Origin of the sequence: Methanobrevibacter sp. (genome assembly GCF_050872065.1) — an archaeon.
Lineage (GTDB): Archaea > Methanobacteriota > Methanobacteria > Methanobacteriales > Methanobacteriaceae > Methanocatella.
The window spans coordinates 15356-32486 of sequence record NZ_JBNMGD010000014.1; the positions used below are offsets into that span (position 1 = coordinate 15356).

Annotated in this window: 22 protein-coding genes, 3 tRNA genes and 1 other RNA gene; 22 read left to right on the top strand and 4 right to left on the bottom strand. The window is 31.9% G+C overall.

Features of this window, described 5'->3' with window-relative positions; all coding sequences use genetic code 11:
* The first annotated feature begins 1 nt into the window (after position 1).
* The 12 genes from trpC (at position 2) to ACR0P1_RS03345 (ending at position 8818) form a co-directional block, all read left to right on the top strand.
* Positions 2–778, top strand: a complete 777-nt coding sequence (gene trpC, locus ACR0P1_RS03290) for an indole-3-glycerol phosphate synthase TrpC (RefSeq protein ID WP_432644984.1) — start codon at positions 2–4, stop codon at positions 776–778.
* A complete protein-coding gene (locus ACR0P1_RS03295) occupies positions 771–1370 on the top strand; it encodes a phosphoribosylanthranilate isomerase (protein WP_432644985.1) in 600 nt (199 codons plus the stop codon). Before trpC ends, ACR0P1_RS03295 begins: the two co-directional genes overlap by 8 nt.
* Entirely contained in the window at positions 1367–2551 is a 1185-nt protein-coding gene (gene trpB / locus ACR0P1_RS03300; protein WP_432644986.1) for a tryptophan synthase subunit beta, read from the top strand. Before ACR0P1_RS03295 ends, trpB begins: the two co-directional genes overlap by 4 nt.
* Entirely contained in the window at positions 2544–3317 is a 774-nt protein-coding gene (trpA, locus tag ACR0P1_RS03305; protein ID WP_432644987.1) for a tryptophan synthase subunit alpha, read from the top strand. The genes trpB and trpA overlap by 8 nt, the downstream gene beginning before the upstream one ends.
* 71 nt (positions 3318–3388) lie before the next feature.
* The gene (gene pcn / locus ACR0P1_RS03310; protein WP_432644988.1) at positions 3389–4123 is read left to right on the top strand and encodes a proliferating cell nuclear antigen (pcna); all 735 of its coding nucleotides are present in this window, start codon (positions 3389–3391) and stop codon (positions 4121–4123) included.
* Positions 4124–4180: 57 nt separating this feature from the next.
* Positions 4181–5032, top strand: coding sequence for a DNA replication complex subunit Gins51 (locus ACR0P1_RS03315; protein WP_432644989.1), 852 nt, complete (start codon positions 4181–4183; stop codon positions 5030–5032).
* A gap of 229 nt (positions 5033–5261) precedes the next feature.
* The gene (locus tag ACR0P1_RS03320) at positions 5262–5540 is read left to right on the top strand and encodes a 50S ribosomal protein L44e (RefSeq protein WP_069575597.1); all 279 of its coding nucleotides are present in this window, start codon (positions 5262–5264) and stop codon (positions 5538–5540) included.
* A gap of 9 nt (positions 5541–5549) precedes the next feature.
* Entirely contained in the window at positions 5550–5729 is a 180-nt protein-coding gene (locus ACR0P1_RS03325) for a 30S ribosomal protein S27e (protein WP_303345555.1), read from the top strand.
* 61 nt (positions 5730–5790) lie between these two features.
* The gene (locus ACR0P1_RS03330) at positions 5791–6591 is read left to right on the top strand and encodes a translation initiation factor IF-2 subunit alpha (RefSeq protein WP_432644990.1); all 801 of its coding nucleotides are present in this window, start codon (positions 5791–5793) and stop codon (positions 6589–6591) included.
* Between the two features lie 6 nt (positions 6592–6597).
* The gene (locus tag ACR0P1_RS03335) at positions 6598–6765 is read left to right on the top strand and encodes an RNA-protein complex protein Nop10 (protein ID WP_432644991.1); all 168 of its coding nucleotides are present in this window, start codon (positions 6598–6600) and stop codon (positions 6763–6765) included.
* Positions 6765–7544 carry a proteasome assembly chaperone family protein gene (locus tag ACR0P1_RS03340; protein ID WP_432644992.1) on the top strand — a complete coding sequence of 260 codons (780 nt, stop codon included), beginning with the start codon at positions 6765–6767 and terminating at the stop codon, positions 7542–7544. The genes ACR0P1_RS03335 and ACR0P1_RS03340 overlap by 1 nt, the downstream gene beginning before the upstream one ends.
* 92 nt (positions 7545–7636) lie before the next feature.
* The gene (locus ACR0P1_RS03345) at positions 7637–8818 is read left to right on the top strand and encodes a TIGR00375 family protein (RefSeq protein ID WP_432644993.1); all 1182 of its coding nucleotides are present in this window, start codon (positions 7637–7639) and stop codon (positions 8816–8818) included.
* 4 nt (positions 8819–8822) lie between these two features.
* Here ACR0P1_RS03345 and ACR0P1_RS03350 read toward each other — a convergent pair.
* The 3 genes from ACR0P1_RS03350 to ACR0P1_RS03360 all read right to left on the bottom strand — a co-directional run bounded on the left by ACR0P1_RS03350 (position 8823) and on the right by ACR0P1_RS03360 (position 9634).
* Positions 8823–8896, bottom strand: a tRNA-Arg gene (locus tag ACR0P1_RS03350).
* Between the two features lie 60 nt (positions 8897–8956).
* Positions 8957–9030, bottom strand: a tRNA-Arg gene (locus ACR0P1_RS03355).
* A 97-nt stretch (positions 9031–9127) separates the two neighbouring features.
* Complete coding sequence (locus ACR0P1_RS03360; protein WP_432644994.1) at positions 9128–9634, bottom strand: endoglucanase; 507 nt, start codon at positions 9632–9634, stop codon at positions 9128–9130.
* A gap of 144 nt (positions 9635–9778) precedes the next feature.
* Between ACR0P1_RS03360 and frhA the strand changes: the two genes are divergently transcribed.
* The 4 genes from frhA to frhB are packed head-to-tail and all read left to right on the top strand — an operon-like array spanning position 9779 to position 13284.
* Positions 9779–10993: a coenzyme F420 hydrogenase subunit alpha gene (frhA, locus tag ACR0P1_RS03365; RefSeq protein ID WP_432644995.1), complete on the top strand. Its 1215-nt coding sequence runs from the start codon at positions 9779–9781 to the stop codon at positions 10991–10993.
* Positions 10994–11009: 16 nt separating this feature from the next.
* Entirely contained in the window at positions 11010–11579 is a 570-nt protein-coding gene (locus ACR0P1_RS03370) for a hydrogenase maturation protease (RefSeq protein WP_432644996.1), read from the top strand.
* Positions 11579–12421: a coenzyme F420 hydrogenase subunit gamma gene (gene frhG, locus ACR0P1_RS03375; protein WP_432644997.1), complete on the top strand. Its 843-nt coding sequence runs from the start codon at positions 11579–11581 to the stop codon at positions 12419–12421. Before ACR0P1_RS03370 ends, frhG begins: the two co-directional genes overlap by 1 nt.
* 11 nt (positions 12422–12432) lie before the next feature.
* Entirely contained in the window at positions 12433–13284 is an 852-nt protein-coding gene (gene frhB, locus ACR0P1_RS03380) for a coenzyme F420 hydrogenase subunit beta (protein ID WP_432644998.1), read from the top strand.
* Positions 13285–13352: 68 nt separating this feature from the next.
* Here the strand turns inward: frhB and map are convergent, their stop codons facing one another.
* A complete protein-coding gene (map, locus tag ACR0P1_RS03385; protein ID WP_432644999.1) occupies positions 13353–14270 on the bottom strand; it encodes a type II methionyl aminopeptidase in 918 nt (305 codons plus the stop codon).
* A gap of 103 nt (positions 14271–14373) precedes the next feature.
* Between map and ACR0P1_RS03390 the strand changes: the two genes are divergently transcribed.
* From ACR0P1_RS03390 to ACR0P1_RS03415, 6 genes are all read left to right on the top strand, one after another.
* The gene (locus tag ACR0P1_RS03390; protein ID WP_432645000.1) at positions 14374–14784 is read left to right on the top strand and encodes a hypothetical protein; all 411 of its coding nucleotides are present in this window, start codon (positions 14374–14376) and stop codon (positions 14782–14784) included.
* A gap of 8 nt (positions 14785–14792) precedes the next feature.
* Complete coding sequence (locus ACR0P1_RS03395) at positions 14793–15332, top strand: hypothetical protein (RefSeq protein WP_432645001.1); 540 nt, start codon at positions 14793–14795, stop codon at positions 15330–15332.
* Between the two features lie 103 nt (positions 15333–15435).
* Positions 15436–15510 (top strand) — tRNA-Met (locus ACR0P1_RS03400).
* 23 nt (positions 15511–15533) lie between these two features.
* An RNA gene (gene rnpB / locus ACR0P1_RS03405) (RNase P RNA component) lies at positions 15534–15813 on the top strand.
* 374 nt (positions 15814–16187) lie between these two features.
* Positions 16188–16616 (top strand): hypothetical protein, encoded by a 429-nt coding sequence (locus ACR0P1_RS03410; protein WP_432645002.1) that lies wholly within the window; start codon positions 16188–16190, stop codon positions 16614–16616.
* A 130-nt stretch (positions 16617–16746) separates the two neighbouring features.
* The gene (locus ACR0P1_RS03415; RefSeq protein ID WP_432645003.1) at positions 16747–17070 is read left to right on the top strand and encodes a hypothetical protein; all 324 of its coding nucleotides are present in this window, start codon (positions 16747–16749) and stop codon (positions 17068–17070) included.
* Positions 17071–17131: the final 61 nt, after the last annotated feature.

Below are 17131 nucleotides of genomic sequence, written 5' to 3' on the forward strand. Positions count from 1 at the left end.
TATGTTGGATGAAATTGTTGAGAAAACTAAAAAAAGAGTTGAAGATGCTAAGAAGAGAATTCCTCTTGAAGAAATCAAAAAAGATGTTTCATTGATGGATGTAACTGATGAATTTCCTTTTAAAAAAGCTTTAAGTGAGGATGGAATGTCAATTATTGCTGAGGTTAAAAAAGCATCTCCTTCTAAAGGATTAATAGCTGAAGATTTTGATTATATTACTATTGCAAAAGATTATGAACAGGCTGGTGCTTCTGCAATTTCAGTTTTAACTGAACCTTTCTTTTTCATGGGGTCTGATGATTACTTAAGTGAAATTGCTCAAAATGTTTCTATTCCTATTTTAAGAAAGGATTTTGTTGTTGATGAGTATATGATTTGGGAAGCTAAATTATTAGGTGCTTCAGCTATATTATTGATTGTTTCTGTATTGGACATTGTTCAACTGAAGAAATATTTGGACTTGGCACATGATTTGGGACTTTCAGCTATTGTTGAGGTTCATGATGGTGATGAAATCAGAAAAGCGATGATTGTTGGAGCGGAGATTATTGGTGTCAACAATAGAAACTTGAAAGATTTCACTGTAGATATCGAAAATAGTATCAATCTACGTAGATGTGTAAGTGGTGATGTTATATTTATTTCAGAAAGTGGCATTAAAACAAAAGAAGATATAAGTAAATTAAAAGAAAATAATGTTGATGCTGTTTTAATAGGTGAAACTTTAATGAAAAGCAATGATAAGATGGCTATGATTTCGGAGTTAAAAAATGGTTAAAATCAAAATTTGTGGAATTAAACGGATGGAAGATATTGAAATTGTAAATAAGTATGTTCCAGATTATATAGGTTTTGTTTTTGCAGACTCAAAAAGAAAGATTTCATATGATTTAGCTAAAAAATTAAAAAGTAATTTGAATTCTAATATAACTTCAGTCGGTGTTTTTGTCAATGCGTCTCAGGATGAGATATTGGATTTATTTAACGAAGGTATAATTGAAATTGCACAGCTTCACGGTAATGAAAGTGAAGAATATATAATTGATTTAAAAGAAAAAACTAATCATGAGTTAAAAATTATAAATGCTATTGAAATGTCACAGGATACAGATTTATTGAGATACGATAAATCCTTGGCAGATTATTTATTACTGGATAGTGGCAAAGGAAGTGGAAAAACCTTTGAGTGGCGATGGATAAATAGCAATTTAAAAAAAGACTTTTTCTTGGCTGGTGGATTAAATAGTAAAAACGTTAGAAAAGCGATAGAAGAATTTAATCCATATGCAATAGACCTGAGTTCTAGTCTTGAAACTAATGGATTTAAAGATGAAATTAAAATTAAGGAAATAATGGAGGTTATAAATTGAGTAAAGGAAGATATGGGGAATATGGTGGTCAGTACATATCTGAAACATTAATGAACGAATTGATTTATTTAGAAGAGCAATACAATCATTACATGAATGATTCTGATTTTGTAGAAGAGCTCAACATGTTATTAAAAGAGTATGCAGGACGTCCATCTTTATTATATTATGCTAAAAGAATGACAAAAGATCTTGGTGGAGCTAAAATTTATTTAAAACGTGAAGATTTAAACCATACTGGAGCTCATAAAATTAATAATGTTTTAGGTCAAGTTTTGCTTGCTAAAAAAATGGGAAAAACAAGAGTCATTGCTGAGACTGGTGCTGGCCAGCATGGTGTAGCAACTGCTACTGCTGCAGCACTTTTGGATATGGAATGTGAAGTGTTTATGGGTGAATTAGATACTAAAAGGCAAGCTCTAAACGTGTATAGGATGGAGTTGTTAGGAGCAAAAGTTCATTCAGTAAAATCTGGAACTAAAACATTGAAAGATGCAGTAAACGATGCATTCAGAGATTGGATTGCTCGTGTTCATGATACCAATTATGTAATAGGTTCAACTATGGGACCACATCCATTTCCAATGATAGTTCGTGATTTTCAAGCAGTAATAAGTTCTGAGGCACGTGAACAAATATTAGAAAAAGAAGGAAAACTTCCATCTGCTGTTGTTGCATGTGTTGGTGGTGGAAGTAATGCAATGGGTGCTTTTTATAACTTTATTGATGATGAAGATGTTAAATTAATCGGATGTGAAGCAGGTGGAAAAGGCATTGATACACCATATAATGCAGCGGCATTAACTAATGGGAAAATCGGAATTTTCCATGGAATGAAATCAATATTTAATCAAAGTAATTCTGGTCAAATTGCACAGGTATATTCAGTTTCTGCAGGTCTTGATTATCCGGGTGTCGGTCCGGAACATGCTTATTTAAGAGATATTGGTAGAGCTGAATATGTTCCTATAACTGATGAAGAAGCGGTTGAGGCGTTCGAATATTTATCAAAGATGGAAGGAATTATTCCAGCTATTGAAAGTGCGCATGCTGTTGCTCATGCTATGGAAATAGCTCCACAAATGGATAATGAGGATAGTATAATAGTTTGTCTTTCAGGAAGAGGGGATAAGGATGTTAGATCAATTGCAGAATATAGGGGAGTTGAATTAAATGAGTAAGATATCTAATGCATTTAAAAATGGGACTGCATTTATAGGTTTTTTGACTGCAGGAGATCCAACAATAGATAAAACTGTTGAGTATATATTAGCTATGGAAGAGGCAGGATGCGATTTAATTGAAATTGGTATTCCCTTTTCTGATCCTATGGCTGAGGGTATTGTAATTCAGGATGCAAATGTACGTGCTTTAAAACATGATACTACAACAGATGATGTTTTTGATATTGTTAGAAGAGTTCGTGAAAAAACTGATATTCCATTGGTATTTTTAACTTATATCAATCCGGTTTTCTTTTATGGTTATGAAGATTTCTTTAAGAAATGTGGTGAATTAGGAGTTGATGGTATTATCTCTCCAGATTTACCATATGAAGAAAAAGGCGAAATTAAGGATATTGCTCTTAAAAATGATGTGGATGTTATTTCACTAATTGCTCCAACTTCAAGTGAGCGAATTAAAATGATTGCTAATGATGCAACCGGATTTATTTATGTTGTATCTTCTTTAGGAGTCACTGGAATGCGTAGTGAAATAAAAACAGATTTAAATGCTATTCTATCAGATATTCGTGAGGTAACTGATTTGCCGTTAGCTGTTGGTTTTGGTATTAATACACCTCAACAAGCAGAAGATATTTCTAAAATTGCAGATGGGGTTATTGTTGGCAGTGCAATTGTAAAGATAATTGAAGAGCATGGTGAAAATGTGGGTAATGCTTTAAAAGAATATGTTTCAAGCATGAAACATGCCTGTAATAAATAATCAATTAAAAAAGATAAACTTATTATATATAAAAAACAAATATAATTACATTATTAACTAGAGGATTATTTATGTTTAAAGCAGAATTAAGTGATTCTAATATCTTAAAAAGCAGTTTTGATGCTATTTCATCCATTGTTGATGAAGTACAAATTCAAACTGATAGTGAAGGCATGAGATTAGATGCCTTAGACCGTAGTCACATAACTTTCGTACATTTAGAACTTAAATCTAGTTTATTTGATGAATATGTTTGTGATGTTCCTGAAAAAATTAATATTGATACAGATGAATTTATGAAAGTTCTTAAGAGAGCTAAATCACAAGATAGAGTTTTAATGTCTGTAGATGAAGGTAATTTCATTATTACTTTCGAAGGTGATGCTACAAGAACTTTCAAAATTAGATTAATTGATATGGAATATGATAGTCCTGCTCCACCTCAACTTAATCATCCAACTAAATTTAAAGTACGTTTCTCAATTTTAAAAGATTGTATTAATGATATTGATATTTTCTCAGATAAGATTGCATTACAAGTTGATGAAGATTACTTTATAGCATCTGCAGATGGTGAATTTGGGGATGCGAGTGTTAAATATCTTCATGGTGAAAATATTCAAGAACATGCAAAAGCTTTATTCTCATTGGATAAAATTAGAGAAATGCTTAAAGCAGACAAATTTTCAGAGGAAGCTGAAATTAGTTTAGGTACTGATATGCCATTAAGTTTAAGTCTTACTATGGTTACTGGTGATGGTAAACTCAGTTTCTTGCTTGCTCCTAGATTAGAATCAGATGAATAAACTTTTTCATCTGTTTATCTTTTTTTATTTTAAATTATGACTTAGAGATGGTATTAAGTGGATCAGTTTTATCAAGAATTGCGTAAAATTCAAAAAAAAGAACGTAATAACAGTACTTTGGCTCGTGTAGATGAAGATTTTTATGCTAGAATTCATGAGTATTTAGATGAGTTAAGGAAAGAAGCAATTAGGGATCCATTTTCTAATATTCATGGTATGCTTAAAGAAGCTCAAATTATTGCAACGGAAATTTGTGAAAGGAGAGAGCATAAAATCACTGATGCTGCTGTTGTGAATATTCACAGGTCTTATCATCTATTTACTGGAGAGCCTAAATTTGATTTAATAGATACTACTCCACTTAATTTAACTCCTGAAGAGGAAAAATTTTATTTTTCTTTATTAGATACCTTAAAAAATCATAGAGGAAATATTTCTTTAGAAAAGTTATCCGATGATGATGAACCTAATGAAACTCAAACCAATACTTTAGTACCGAAACCTAATGATGTAAAACCCCCTGTGGTTGATTTAAAACAGGATGATGAACCTAAAGATGAAGTTTTAAATCGTCTAGATGAAATTGCTAGAGCAAAACCGATAAAGAAAGAGCCTCCAAAACCTAAAGTTGAGCCTAAACCAACTCAAGTTAAAAAAGATTCTGAAAAAAATATTGAAGAGAATCCTAATTCTTTTGATGAGCAAGATGAATTTTATGATTTGGAATCTAAGAAATTAGCTAAAGATACAGAACTTGTTACTATGTTGGTTTTTGATGAAATTAATCCTATTGTGGGTGTTGATGAAAAAATTTATGGACCATTCAGACCTCAAGATTTGGTAACTTTGCCTTTGATAAATGCAAAAGTATTTTTCAAAAATAGAAAAGGTCGTCAAGTCAAAATTTAACTAATTTTACATTAATTTTTCCATTAAATTTAAATAACTTAATAAATAGATATGTAAATCGTATCTATTTGTGATAATAAAAAATTATATTTTATATAATTTGGATTTTTGCTGTATGTAGACTTGATGCGTTACAATACAGTCTTAATCTCTAGTTTTTTAATACATATATTAGATTTAGATAAATTCATAGATAGATTTACAATGATTTATTAATTACGGTGAAAATATGAAAATACCAAAAGAAAAAAGAACTTATTGTCCTCACTGTAAAAAACACACTATGCATGAAGTTCACACTGCTAAAAAAAGAAAAGCTAGTGAATTAACCTGGGGACAAAGACAATTCAGACGTGTAACTGCTGGTTACAGAGGTTACCCAAGACCTTTACCTGCTGGAAACAAACCTGTTAAAAAATTAGATTTAAGACTCAAATGTAAAGAATGTGGTAAATCTCACATTAAACAATCTTTCAGAACAGGAAAACCTGAATTTGTAGCTAAATAGGTGATTAACATGGTTAGTAATGGTAGAGGAAACTTTTTAAAAGTTAAATGTTTAGATTGTGACAATGAGCAAGTAATATTTGATCGTGCTGCATCTGATGTAAAATGTATCATTTGTGGTAAAACTCTTGTCAAATCTCGCGGTGCTAAAGCTAAAATCACCGCACATATTGAAAAAGTTTTAAACTAGATTTTCCTAGTTTAAACTTATTTTTTACTATTTTTTAATTTTTATTGATGTTGGTGAGAATATGGTAAGAAAAAGTCAAGAATGGCCTGATGAAGGAGAACTTATTGTTGGTACTGTTTACAAAGTTCTTAATTATGGGGCTTTTGCTAAATTAGAAGAATATCAGGGCAAAGAAGCTTTTATTCATATTTCTGAAGTGTCTTCTGGTTGGGTTAAAAATATCAGAGATCATGTAAGGGAAAATCAAAAAATTGTTTGTCGTGTTCTCAGAGTTAATCCCAAAAAAGGGCATGTTGATGCTTCTTTAAAAAGAATTCGTGAAGACCAAAGAACTAAAAAAATCCAACATTGGAAAATAGAGCAGAAAGCTGAAAAATTCTTAGAATTATCTGCAAAATCATTAGATAAAAGTTTAGATGATGCTTATGATGAGGTAGGTTACGAGCTTATGGACATCTTTGGAGATGTTTATGGTGCTTTTGAAACTGCTTCTGAGGAAGGTGCGGAATCTCTTACTAATGAAGGAATTCCTCAGGATTGGGCTGATGCTATAACTAAAGTAGCTCAGAAAAATATTACTCCTCCAGAAGTCCATATTAGCGGTTATGTTGATATTGAAACTTTTGTACCAAATGGTGTTGAAGTTATCATTGATGCTCTTAAGGCTGCTGAAGATAATGGTGACGACGAGGAAGAAATTAAAGTCCAATGCGTTGGTGCACCTAGATATAGAATCACTGTGAAATCTACTGATTATATATTGGCTGAAAAAGTTCTTAAAGCTGCAGCTGATAGGTGTATTGCAGTTATTGAAGAATCTGAAGGTAATGGTTCTTTCCTAAGAGAGTTAGATAATAATTAGATTCTTATGAACATGAAAATGAATAAATGTCCCGAATGTGGAATTTATACTTTAAAAGATTCCTGCCCAAAATGTGGCGGGAAACTTAAAGTTATTTATCCTCCTAAATTTTCAGTTGAGGATAAATATGGTAAATATCGTCGTATTTTGAAAAAAGAATCAATGAGGGGGTAATGTCCGTGAATGCTGCTGAAATTAAAATTTTAGAAGAAGAAATTGAACTAGATAATCCTATTTTCATTGAAGCATTGCCAGGTCTTGGACATGTGGGTAAATTAGCTGCTGATCATATGATTGATGAATTAGAAGCAACTAAATTTGCTGAAATTTATTCTCCATCTTTTCCGCCTCAAGTTCTTATTAAAGAAGATGGAATCATCGATAATATGCTCAATGAGTTGTATTATTTAAAAGATGTTGGTGAAGATAAAATAGATTTAATTATTCTTGTTGGTAATACTCAAGCTTTGTCTCCTGAAGGTCAATATTTAATCTGTAAAGATATTTTAGATTTTACTAAAGGTTATGGAATAACTAAAATATTCACTATGGGTGGAATGGCTGTACCTCAACCTGTTGAAAATCCTAAAGTTTATGGTGCTGCTACTGATGAAGCTAATATTGAATTATTAAAAGAAGCTGGTATTGAAATTAGATCTAATGATGGTGGTATCGTTGGTGCTTCAGGTTTATTTTTAGGTTTAGGAATTCGTCAAGGAATTCAAGGTGTTTGTCTTATGGGTGAAACTCCAGGGTATTTCATTGATGCGGAATCCGCTGAAGCTATTTTGAAAAAATTATCATTATTACTTAACTTTGAGATTAATACTGATAAATTAGATGAACGGGCTGAAGCGACTAAACAAATGATTGCTAAAGCTCAAGCAATGGAACAAGATTTAATTAACAAGAGTAATGCTGGAAATGCTGATGATTTAAGATATATTGGATAAACTTCAGTATATTTTTTTACTTTTTTTATTTTACTCAAAAACTAATTACCTATTAGAAAGATAAATATAATTTTAATTTCTAACATTTAATCATGTTAGTAAATGCTGATTTTCACGTTCATAGTTGTTTTTCAATGGCATCATCAAAAGATATGCTGATAGAAAATATGGCTCCTAAGTCTAAATTAAAAGGATTAAATCTTTTAGGAACAGGAGATGCTTTTCATTCTGGTTGGTTGGATACTATTGAGGAAAATACCACATATTTAGGTGATGGTATTTATAGTAATGATGACATGAATTTTGTTTTAACAACTGAAGTTGAAGGAAAAAATAGGATTCATCATTTAATAATCATTCCAAGTCTGGATATTGCACGTGAATTATCAGAGAAACTCCCATCTAGAAATAAAGAACTGGATGGAAGACCAAAAACAAATTTATCTGGTGTTGAAATTTTAGAGTTGGTTAAAGATTATGATTGTCTAATTGGTCCTGCCCATGCATTTACTCCTTGGACGGGTATGTACAAATCATATGATAGTATTTATGATTGTTACGAGAAAAAGGTAGATTTTGTTGAGTTGGGATTATCTGCTGATACATTTATGGCAGATAGAATTTCAGAACTTAAAGATTTTCCATTTTTAACAAATTCTGATGCACACTCACCATGGCCTCATAGACTTGGTAGGGAATTTAATCAAATAGAACTAGAAGATATTTCATATTCTTCAATAAAAAATGCATTTAAGCATCAAAAGATTAAAGCTAATTATGGGTTAGTTCCAAACTTAGGAAAGTATCACATGACCGCATGTACCAAATGTTACAAATTGGTTGATCCTTTAATAGCACGTGAGAATAAAATGAAATGTGGATGTGGTGGGACAATTAAAAAAGGTGTTGACTTTAGAATTTCTGAAATTGCAGATTATGATAATCCAAAACATCCTGATTTTAGACCTAATTATGTCCATATAATGCCTTTAGCTGAAATAATATCTTCAGTCTATGATAAAGGGGTTACTACAAAAACAGTTCAAGGTAAATGGCAAAAGTTGATTGATGATTTTGGTACGGAAATCGATGTCTTAATCAATGTTGAGTTAAGTGATATTGAAAAAATAGATTCAAATATTGCTTCAGCTATTAAATCATTTAGAAATGATGAAATAGATGTTATCCCTGGTGGAGGGGGTAAATATGGTCAAATTTCTTTTAATAAAATAGAAAAAGACACTCCGAATGTTGTCACATTGGATGATTTTTAAGGAACGGACTTGGAGGGATTTGAACCCTCGATCTTAAGATTAGGAGTCTTACGCCCTTCCAGACTAGGCTACAAGCCCATATTATTTGTAAATTAGTTTTAAAGAAAATATTTTAGAAAAAAAAGATTATATAAAGAGCGGACCCGCCGGGATTTGAACCCGGGGTCTTCGGATTAGAAGTCCGACGCCCTATCCAGCTAGGCTACGGGCCCTCTACATACAACAATAATAACTTTGTTTTTTGTATTATATATATTTAACTATTAATTTTGAATTTTAATAAAAAATAAAAAAGGATTAATTAAAAATTTATCCTCTTCCAGTAGCACCTGTTGCATCATTAACACTTATACTATCTACAGCATTGCCATGTGCATCATATATGGTAAAGTACCAGTATCCACCAGAATATCTTCCATTTCCAGCATAACATCCTGATTCTTCAATAGCATCGCTTGCAATACTTTTTGCTTCTGATTGTGATAAATGTGTTCCTGATCCGCTGCTGGAGCTTGAACTTGATCCACTTCCGGAGCTTGTTCCTGATCCGCTGCTGGAGCTTGAACTTGATCCACTTCCGGAGCTTGTTCCTGATCCGCTGCTGGAGCTTGAATCAGTAGCTGCTGGAGCATTTTCACTTCCATTTCCTGTCAATGTATTATTTCCTATTCCATTTCCTGCATCATTGTCATTTGCTGACATACTGGATAAGTCAGAAAAGATTGGATTATCGCTATTTGTAATTCCATACGCTGCAACGGCAGCTGCAATACATAAAACGATAATAATTGAAATAATTATATTTGCTTTATCCAATTTTTTTCCTCCTTTAATTAAATATAATAATATAAGTTAGTCAGTTATGTATTATATATATTTCGATATGATTATTTTAGCATAACCTATTTATATTTATGAATCATATATAATAAATGTTAATTTTTAATTGAGGTGACATATTTGAAAGATAGAGTAGTTATATCTCCTACTAGTCGTCAAGAGGGCCATGCCGAATTAGTCATGGAAGTTGATGATGAGGGGATAGTTACAAAAGGTATGTATTTAAGTATAACTCCGGTTAGGGGTTTAGAAAAGATGGTTCTTGACAAAGCTCCAGAAACCGCACCTGTTTTATGTCAAAGAATTTGTGGTGTTTGTCCAATTCCACATACTTTGGCTTCAGCAGAAGCAATTGATATGGCATTAGGAATTGAAATTCCTAAAACTGCAAAATTGTTAAGAAAAGCTACTTTAGCAGCACATAATATAAACAGTGCAGCTATTCATCACTTTTTAATCGCAACTGATTTTGTACCTGATGAATTATTCACTACTGCAGTTGACAGTGTAAGTGAAATAAGAAAAACAGTACAATATGTTGTAGATATGATTGCAGGTGAAGGTATCCATCCTTCTGATGTTAGAGTTGGTGGAATGGCAAGAAACATTACTCCATTCACTAAAGAAAGATTAATTGAAAGAATGACTGCACTTAGACCAAAACTTGAAGAACACATTGAATTAATCAAAAATTGTGTTGTTGAAAAAGGTTTACCTGCAGATTTAGGTGTAGTGGACAGACCATTACTTGCAACTGATGCAACTTATGGTTCCAATGATTTTGATATGGACGTTTTCTCAGAATGTTTACCTGAAGCTTGGTATGATGATCCGGAAATAGGTAAAAAAGCTTGTTCTGTAATTCCATTAATCAATGGTGAAAATGTTGAAACTGGTCCTAGAGCAAGAATGGAAAAATTCGCTGGATTTAAAGGTAAAGGTGTAAACCAACAACATGTAGCTCGTGCAGATGAAATGTTAGTAAACTATGATGCATGTATGGAAGCTTTAGATGCAATTGATCCTGCAGCTCCTGCAAATGTAAGTTATGATAAAAGAGGAACTGGGGAACTTGGTTTTGGTGTAATTGAAGGTCCTAGAGGAACCAATGTGCATATGGCTAAAGTCGTTGATGGAAGAGTTAGGTTCTATTCTGCTATCGTACCAACCACTTGGAACATTCCAACAATGGGACCTGCTACCGAAGGATTCCATCATGAGTATGGACCACACGTTATCAGAGCATATGACCCTTGTTTATCATGTGCTACTCACGTAATGGTTGTTGATGATGAAGACAAATCCATTCTTAAAAATGAAATGGTGAGAATATAATTGTGGAGGATAACTAATGCCTTATGATTCGGATATAATTGTTATTGGATGTGGAAATATCTTATTTAAAGATGATGGTTACGGTCCAATAGTTATTAATCTTTTACAAAAATATTTTAATGATAAAAATGATTATTACGATCCGGCAGTTACTTCATATGTCGAGGAAGAATTTGATAGTGATGTATTGACTCAAATCAAAGAGAAATTTGAAGGTGTAACGTTACCAGGCGGTGTTCAATTTATTGATGGAGGAACTGCTGCACCAATGAATTTTTTCCCTTTATATAAGGAGTATAATTGGAAAAAATTAATTGTTATTGATGTAGTTGAATCAGATGCAGATCCTGGAACTGTGGGCATATTTGATCCTAATGTTATGCAAGTGGGAAAATATGATAATCCTCATGGTATGACTGTTGAAGAACCACTTCAAAAAATTTCTGAAAAATGTGAAGTTGTAATTGTTGGTTGTAAACCTGCTTCTATACCAATACCTGATGTCGATGTGGGTTTATCTGAATCTGTAGAGAAGGCGATTCCTGAAGCTATTGATATTGTTTTAAAAGAAATCGGGGTAAAATAATGTTTGATAAATTAAAAAAGGCTTTTGGTGGTTCATCTAAACCTGCTCCAAAAGTAGAAAAAAAAGTTGAAGAGGTTGTTCCTGTAGAAACCAAAGCACCTGCAGAAGAACCTAAAGCAGCTTCATCAAAACCACGTATAGGTTACATACACTTAAGTGGTTGTACTGGAGATGTAATGTCTTTAACCGAAAATTATGATATCTTATCTACAGTTTTAACTGATATGGTTGATATTGTATATGGACAAACTTTAGTGGATAAATGGATTCACGGAACTTTTGCTGAAGAAATGCCGGAAATGGACTTATGTTTAATTGAAGGATCAGTTTGTTTACAAGATGAACACAGTGTACATGAACTTTTAGAAGCAAGGAAAAAATCTGGTTTAATCGCAGCATTTGGATCCTGTGCTATTACTGGTTGTTTCACCACATATGCACGTGGTGGTCAACAAGCCCAACCTAAACATGAATCTTTCTTACCTATTAATTCATTAGTTAAAGTAGATTTAGCACTTCCTGGTTGTCCTGTTGCTCCTGAAATGATTGCAAAAACTATAGTTGCTTTATGTGAAGGTGACTTAGATTACTTAAAACCTGCAATGGATTGGGCTGCATGTGATAAAGGATGTGGTTGTGATGTATTAACTAATGTTGTACGTCAAGGATTATGTACTGGTTGTGGAACTTGTGCTCTTGCTTGTCCAACTAGAGCAATGGACTTCTCAGAAGGTAGACCTAGCTGTGATAAAGACAGATGTGTCAAATGTGGATCTTGTTATATGATGTGTCCAAGGTCATGGTTACCTGAAGGAAGAATTAAAAAGGAAACAGGACTTTAGGAGGAATGGAAATGCCATTAGGTACTTATAAAGAAGCAATCTCAGCTAGATCTACTGAGAAAAAAATCTTAGATGTATCACAAGACGGAGGAATTGTATCTGCATTGCTCTGTTATGCACTTGATGAAGGAATTATCGAAGGTGCAGTTGTAGCTGGAACTCCTGATGATGATTGGAGACCTGTTCCTACTGTAGTAACTTCTTCTGATGAAGTAATTGCAGCAGCTGGAACTAAATACTCTATGTCACCTACTTTAGCTGCTTTAAAAGAAGCAACTCGTCAATACGGTCTTGAAAAAATAGGAGTTGTAGCAACACCATGTCAAGTTCAAGGTTTAAGGAAAGCACAAGCTTATCCATTCACTAGATTTGTAGTTAATAAAATTAAATTAATGATTGGTATCTACTGTATGGAAAACTTCCCTATGGCTTCTCTTGATACTTTTGCTACTGCAAAATTAGGATTTGACGACTTAACTGATGCTACTAAAATGGACATTGGTAAAGGTAAATTCTGGTTAACTAAAGATGGAGAAGATTCTGGTTTAGCAATTAAAGAAACACATGGTTACGAACAAGCTGGATGTAACATTTGTCAAGACTATGTTGCTGAATGGGCTGATGTATCCACTGGTTCTGTAGGATCTCCAGATGGATGGTCCACTGTTTTAACCAGAACTGATGATGGTAATAGTATATTTAAAGCTGCAGTATCTGCTGGTTTAATTGAAACAAAACCAATGGATGAAGTAAAACCTGGTCTTCCTTTACTTGAAAAATTAGCTAAAGGTAAAAAAGACAAAAACACTGCAGAACGTGAAAGAAGAGCAAAAATGGGTGTTAGGGTTCCTACCATCTATTAAATTCTCTTTTTTTTCTTTTTTTTAAATTACTTCAATAAAAAATTAGTTGAAGAAAAATAAATTTTCTTCTAGGTAGTTGTGACTGTACAACCTTCTTTTTCTATAATCACGGTATGTTCTTTTTGACTTACAAAGCAATTTTCTTTTTCACGAAGTGGTGCATAAGGATAAACTGCCATTGCTTCGGATAGTTGTTTTAGTGCAATTGATCCTTTTCTTTCCCCAAATTCATTAGTTATCCATCTTCCAGAAAATGGAACTTTGTTATGGTTGTGTTGAATATATTTTAAAACTCTTTGTGTACTTTTCATTCTGAATGGTTTATTTGCCATGTATGAAAATATATAATGGCCAGGAGCGTCATTTACAATACCTTCTCCGTTAGTTGCAAATGGTTCAATTGCAATAGCTTGGCCTTCTTCTAAAATATAATTGTCGTGATTATCGTAATTTGGAATAGAAATTCCTGCATGTAGATTGTATTGTTCTAAGCTATGGCCGGTTAAATTAAATATAGGATTTAAATGATATTCTGCGATTGCCTCATGGACTGCAGCACCTATTTTGGAAACTGCTATACCTGCTCTAGCAGTAGCTATTGCTGCTTCGAGACCTGCAGCTGAAGCTTCTTTTATTTCTTCGTGTAAATTAATTTCATCTTGCGTATAGTTTTCATCTATATTTCCATTAGCTATAACTGTAACTGCTGAATCTGCAATGCATCCATCAACCATTGCACCTAAGTCTAGTTTAACCATGTCTCCTGCTTTAAAAGAGGTTTCATCGTCTATAGGTGAAGTGTAGTGAGCAGCAATTTCATTTATAGATACATTACATGGAAATGCAATTTTAGCACCAGTTTTCAATATTTCACTTTCCACGTAGTTTACAAGGTCTATAACTAAAGCTCCGTCAGTAATCATTTTTGAAGCTTCATTACGTATGTTTGAAACAATTTTTCCAGCTTTTATATAAGATTCTATCATAGGTTATTACCTTCTTAATATATAGATAATTAATTATTTAATAAATAAAATTTATATTTATATTTATATTACTTTACTCTATAAATATAATTGGAGGTTAAAAATGGATACTATTCCTACAATACCTAATCAAATTTTTTATTTGATTATTTTAGTAATTGTTGCTATCGTTTTAATTATCATTGTTTTCCAATGGAAAAAGGTTGCAGAATCTAGAAATTCAATTTTAGTTCTTGAAAAGGAAATTGAACTTAAAAAAATGTCTATGGTTGAAAAAGATATTGAATCTAAAAGATTAATGGACAATCCAATTCCATTACCACAGGAGCAGCAAGATAGTCTTTCAGCTATTAGGCAGTCTACTACTGAAGTAAGAAGCAATGTTGGTTATCTTCATTCTGAAATTAATGAAAGATTAGCTAGACTTGAAGCTGAAACTGAACAAAGAAAATTAGAAAAAATGCTTAAAGAAATTGAAGCAAAAGAGAAAAAACTTAGTAAAATGAATAAATAGGTGGTAATATGGATGCTATTGAAATTATTGCAATTTTAATTTTAATTATTGCAATTATTATTTTAGTTTATTATTATTTATTAAATAGTCCATCTACTGTAGATAAGTTACGTAATATCGTGCCAGATAGTGCTGATGCTCATATGGATGAAATTTTAGGAAAAAATAAAGAAGCTACTTCAGGATATGAAAATTTATCTAAAGAAGATAATTTGGATGACAATGAAGAAGGATATGAATCAATGGGTAAAAGAATTAAAGTCAAATTAAGTGATATTGATGGTTCTACTATCAATACTAGTGCATTTTCCCATAAACTTGATGCATTTTTAGATCAAAAAAGTGATCAGTTAATTAAAGATTGGTCTCTAGCTACTATGAATGATTTAGATGATCTTCAAGCTAAATTTGATGAAACTACTAATAATGTGGATACACTGGAAAAAAGTTTCAATGAATTTAAACAATCATCTGAGGAATTCCAAAAAGCTACTGAAGAAAGATTAGGTGATTTAGATAAAAGAATTGAATCTTTAGAAAATAAATAATTTATTTTTTTATTTTCTTCAGTTTTTATCTATTTTTACGAAAACTTTATATACTATATTTATCATATTATGTAGTATACATATAACTGTTTTTATATCGTATAGCAGGGTGGGGTAGTCTGGTGATCCCGCGGGGCTCATAACCCCGAGATCCCTAGTTCAAATCTAGGCCCTGCTACTATTATTAATTATTTTTTCATGGCAAGTTAAAGACAGCTGCTGGTTTTTATTAACTAAGGAAACTCCGCCCATCGTACAAGACTACGGCGTTGAAAAACGTATGCTGAGAGGCATGATACTGGAGCAGAAACGATACAGCTTTTAATGGTTGACGATGATTTTAATTGAGGACATTAAAAGAATTGGTGAAACGGCCATTCCGTAGGATGCAAGAGCAAAGTTGCCGATAATCTCTTGAGTAGGCAAGGTAGCACGCTAAGATGAATGCTGTTAAACAGAAGGTGGGTTACTCTTAACAGGCCATGAAAATAATATTTTTGTTTTAATTCTATTTTTAGAAATTATTTTTATTCATATTTTTCACTAAAGGCCTTCTATTGAATGTTAATTTTTCTTATTCTCAATATATTATAAACACGTTATATGTCGATTTAACTTCAAATGTGATTATAATTAATGTGTTGATGAACAACAAATTGAAGATTAAAACATGGTTTATTGTGCTAATTGTGGAATGGATGCAGGTGAAAGTAATTTTTGCCCTAATTGTGGTTCAAAGATAATAATGCCCACATCAAATGTCCAAGATAATGGTAATACTGAGAAGTGATAACTTGGATGATAAAAAGGGTTCGTTGATGAAGTTATTGATTTTGATGACAAACTTTTAGTAAAATGGATAATGTACTTGAAAAAAGTAAAGTTATGGGTGCTTTTTATGATATATTGGGTTCTAAGCAATATAATAATATTTCTAAAACCCTAGATAACTCTACTGACAGGAAATATTTTGAAAAAACCGAGCCAGTTTTTCTTGAAGTATATGATTCCATTGATGATGCATTCGTCAAAAGCATTTTTCTCTATGAAATAAGCATGATGGGTGGTAGCAGTAGTGTAGTTAGTATTATTGTATCTCAATATTATACTCCAACAAGGATGTCTCATAGTGAGGCGGTAAAGTTTTATCAGGATATGGCTAATGATATTATCAGTGAAATTAATCAAGATAAGCAAAATGGTGTTTTTGATGAAGAAATATTTTATAAAAACAGATTAAAAAAAAGCTTCAATGGAAGTAAGATCTCCTTTAGGAATTTCTAAAGCAATAAAGACACATATAAGAAATCGTAAGAAATAATTTTGAGTAAAGATAATCTATATTCAATAGATTTAACATGATTGGATATTAATATAAACTTGGTTGTTGTTTTTAAATTTTAAGGTTGATATTATGGAAAAAATCACAATTGAGGATGTTATGGAGTATGATTATTTGTTTACATTAGTACCTCCATTTATCTTAGAGAGAATGGCAAAAAAGAATTCAAATTTGGTAGGTAAGTTTAAATCAAAAGTTCAGTCATATATAGATAATTTAAGTACTGAACAAAGAATTAAACTAATTGTTGTCTTAAATAGTGATGTGTCAAAGTTACAAGAAGTTATGATGGATTCCTATTTCAAAACAAATAAAAAACAGTATAAAATATTGGCTAATCCTGATTACAAGAGTTTTATTGTGTTAAATCTTGATGAATTACGAAAAATGATTTAGAAGTTAAAATCACAATTAAAAATAGATATTTTATAATTTTTATACTTTTTTTATTTTTTCA

What these genes read in the sequence shown, in the direction of transcription:
- ACR0P1_RS03330 (WP_432644990.1), top strand. Translation starts at nt 5,791, where the DNA reads ATGGTAAGAAAAAGTCAAGAATGGCCTGATGAAGGAGAACTTATTGTT.
- ACR0P1_RS03410 (WP_432645002.1), top strand. Translation starts at nt 16,188, where the DNA reads ATGGATAATGTACTTGAAAAAAGTAAAGTTATGGGTGCTTTTTATGAT.
- trpC (WP_432644984.1), top strand. Translation starts at nt 2, where the DNA reads ATGTTGGATGAAATTGTTGAGAAAACTAAAAAAAGAGTTGAAGATGCT.
- pcn (WP_432644988.1), top strand. Translation starts at nt 3,389, where the DNA reads ATGTTTAAAGCAGAATTAAGTGATTCTAATATCTTAAAAAGCAGTTTT.
- frhB (WP_432644998.1), top strand. Translation starts at nt 12,433, where the DNA reads ATGCCATTAGGTACTTATAAAGAAGCAATCTCAGCTAGATCTACTGAG.
- ACR0P1_RS03395 (WP_432645001.1), top strand. Translation starts at nt 14,793, where the DNA reads ATGGATGCTATTGAAATTATTGCAATTTTAATTTTAATTATTGCAATT.
- frhG (WP_432644997.1), top strand. Translation starts at nt 11,579, where the DNA reads ATGTTTGATAAATTAAAAAAGGCTTTTGGTGGTTCATCTAAACCTGCT.
- ACR0P1_RS03320 (WP_069575597.1), top strand. Translation starts at nt 5,262, where the DNA reads ATGAAAATACCAAAAGAAAAAAGAACTTATTGTCCTCACTGTAAAAAA.
- ACR0P1_RS03390 (WP_432645000.1), top strand. Translation starts at nt 14,374, where the DNA reads ATGGATACTATTCCTACAATACCTAATCAAATTTTTTATTTGATTATT.
- ACR0P1_RS03340 (WP_432644992.1), top strand. Translation starts at nt 6,765, where the DNA reads ATGTCCGTGAATGCTGCTGAAATTAAAATTTTAGAAGAAGAAATTGAA.
- ACR0P1_RS03325 (WP_303345555.1), top strand. Translation starts at nt 5,550, where the DNA reads ATGGTTAGTAATGGTAGAGGAAACTTTTTAAAAGTTAAATGTTTAGAT.
- ACR0P1_RS03295 (WP_432644985.1), top strand. Translation starts at nt 771, where the DNA reads ATGGTTAAAATCAAAATTTGTGGAATTAAACGGATGGAAGATATTGAA.
- trpA (WP_432644987.1), top strand. Translation starts at nt 2,544, where the DNA reads ATGAGTAAGATATCTAATGCATTTAAAAATGGGACTGCATTTATAGGT.
- map (WP_432644999.1), bottom strand. Translation starts at nt 14,270, where the DNA reads ATGATAGAATCTTATATAAAAGCTGGAAAAATTGTTTCAAACATACGT.
- ACR0P1_RS03370 (WP_432644996.1), top strand. Translation starts at nt 11,010, where the DNA reads ATGCCTTATGATTCGGATATAATTGTTATTGGATGTGGAAATATCTTA.
- ACR0P1_RS03415 (WP_432645003.1), top strand. Translation starts at nt 16,747, where the DNA reads ATGGAAAAAATCACAATTGAGGATGTTATGGAGTATGATTATTTGTTT.
- ACR0P1_RS03345 (WP_432644993.1), top strand. Translation starts at nt 7,637, where the DNA reads ATGTTAGTAAATGCTGATTTTCACGTTCATAGTTGTTTTTCAATGGCA.
- ACR0P1_RS03335 (WP_432644991.1), top strand. Translation starts at nt 6,598, where the DNA reads ATGAACATGAAAATGAATAAATGTCCCGAATGTGGAATTTATACTTTA.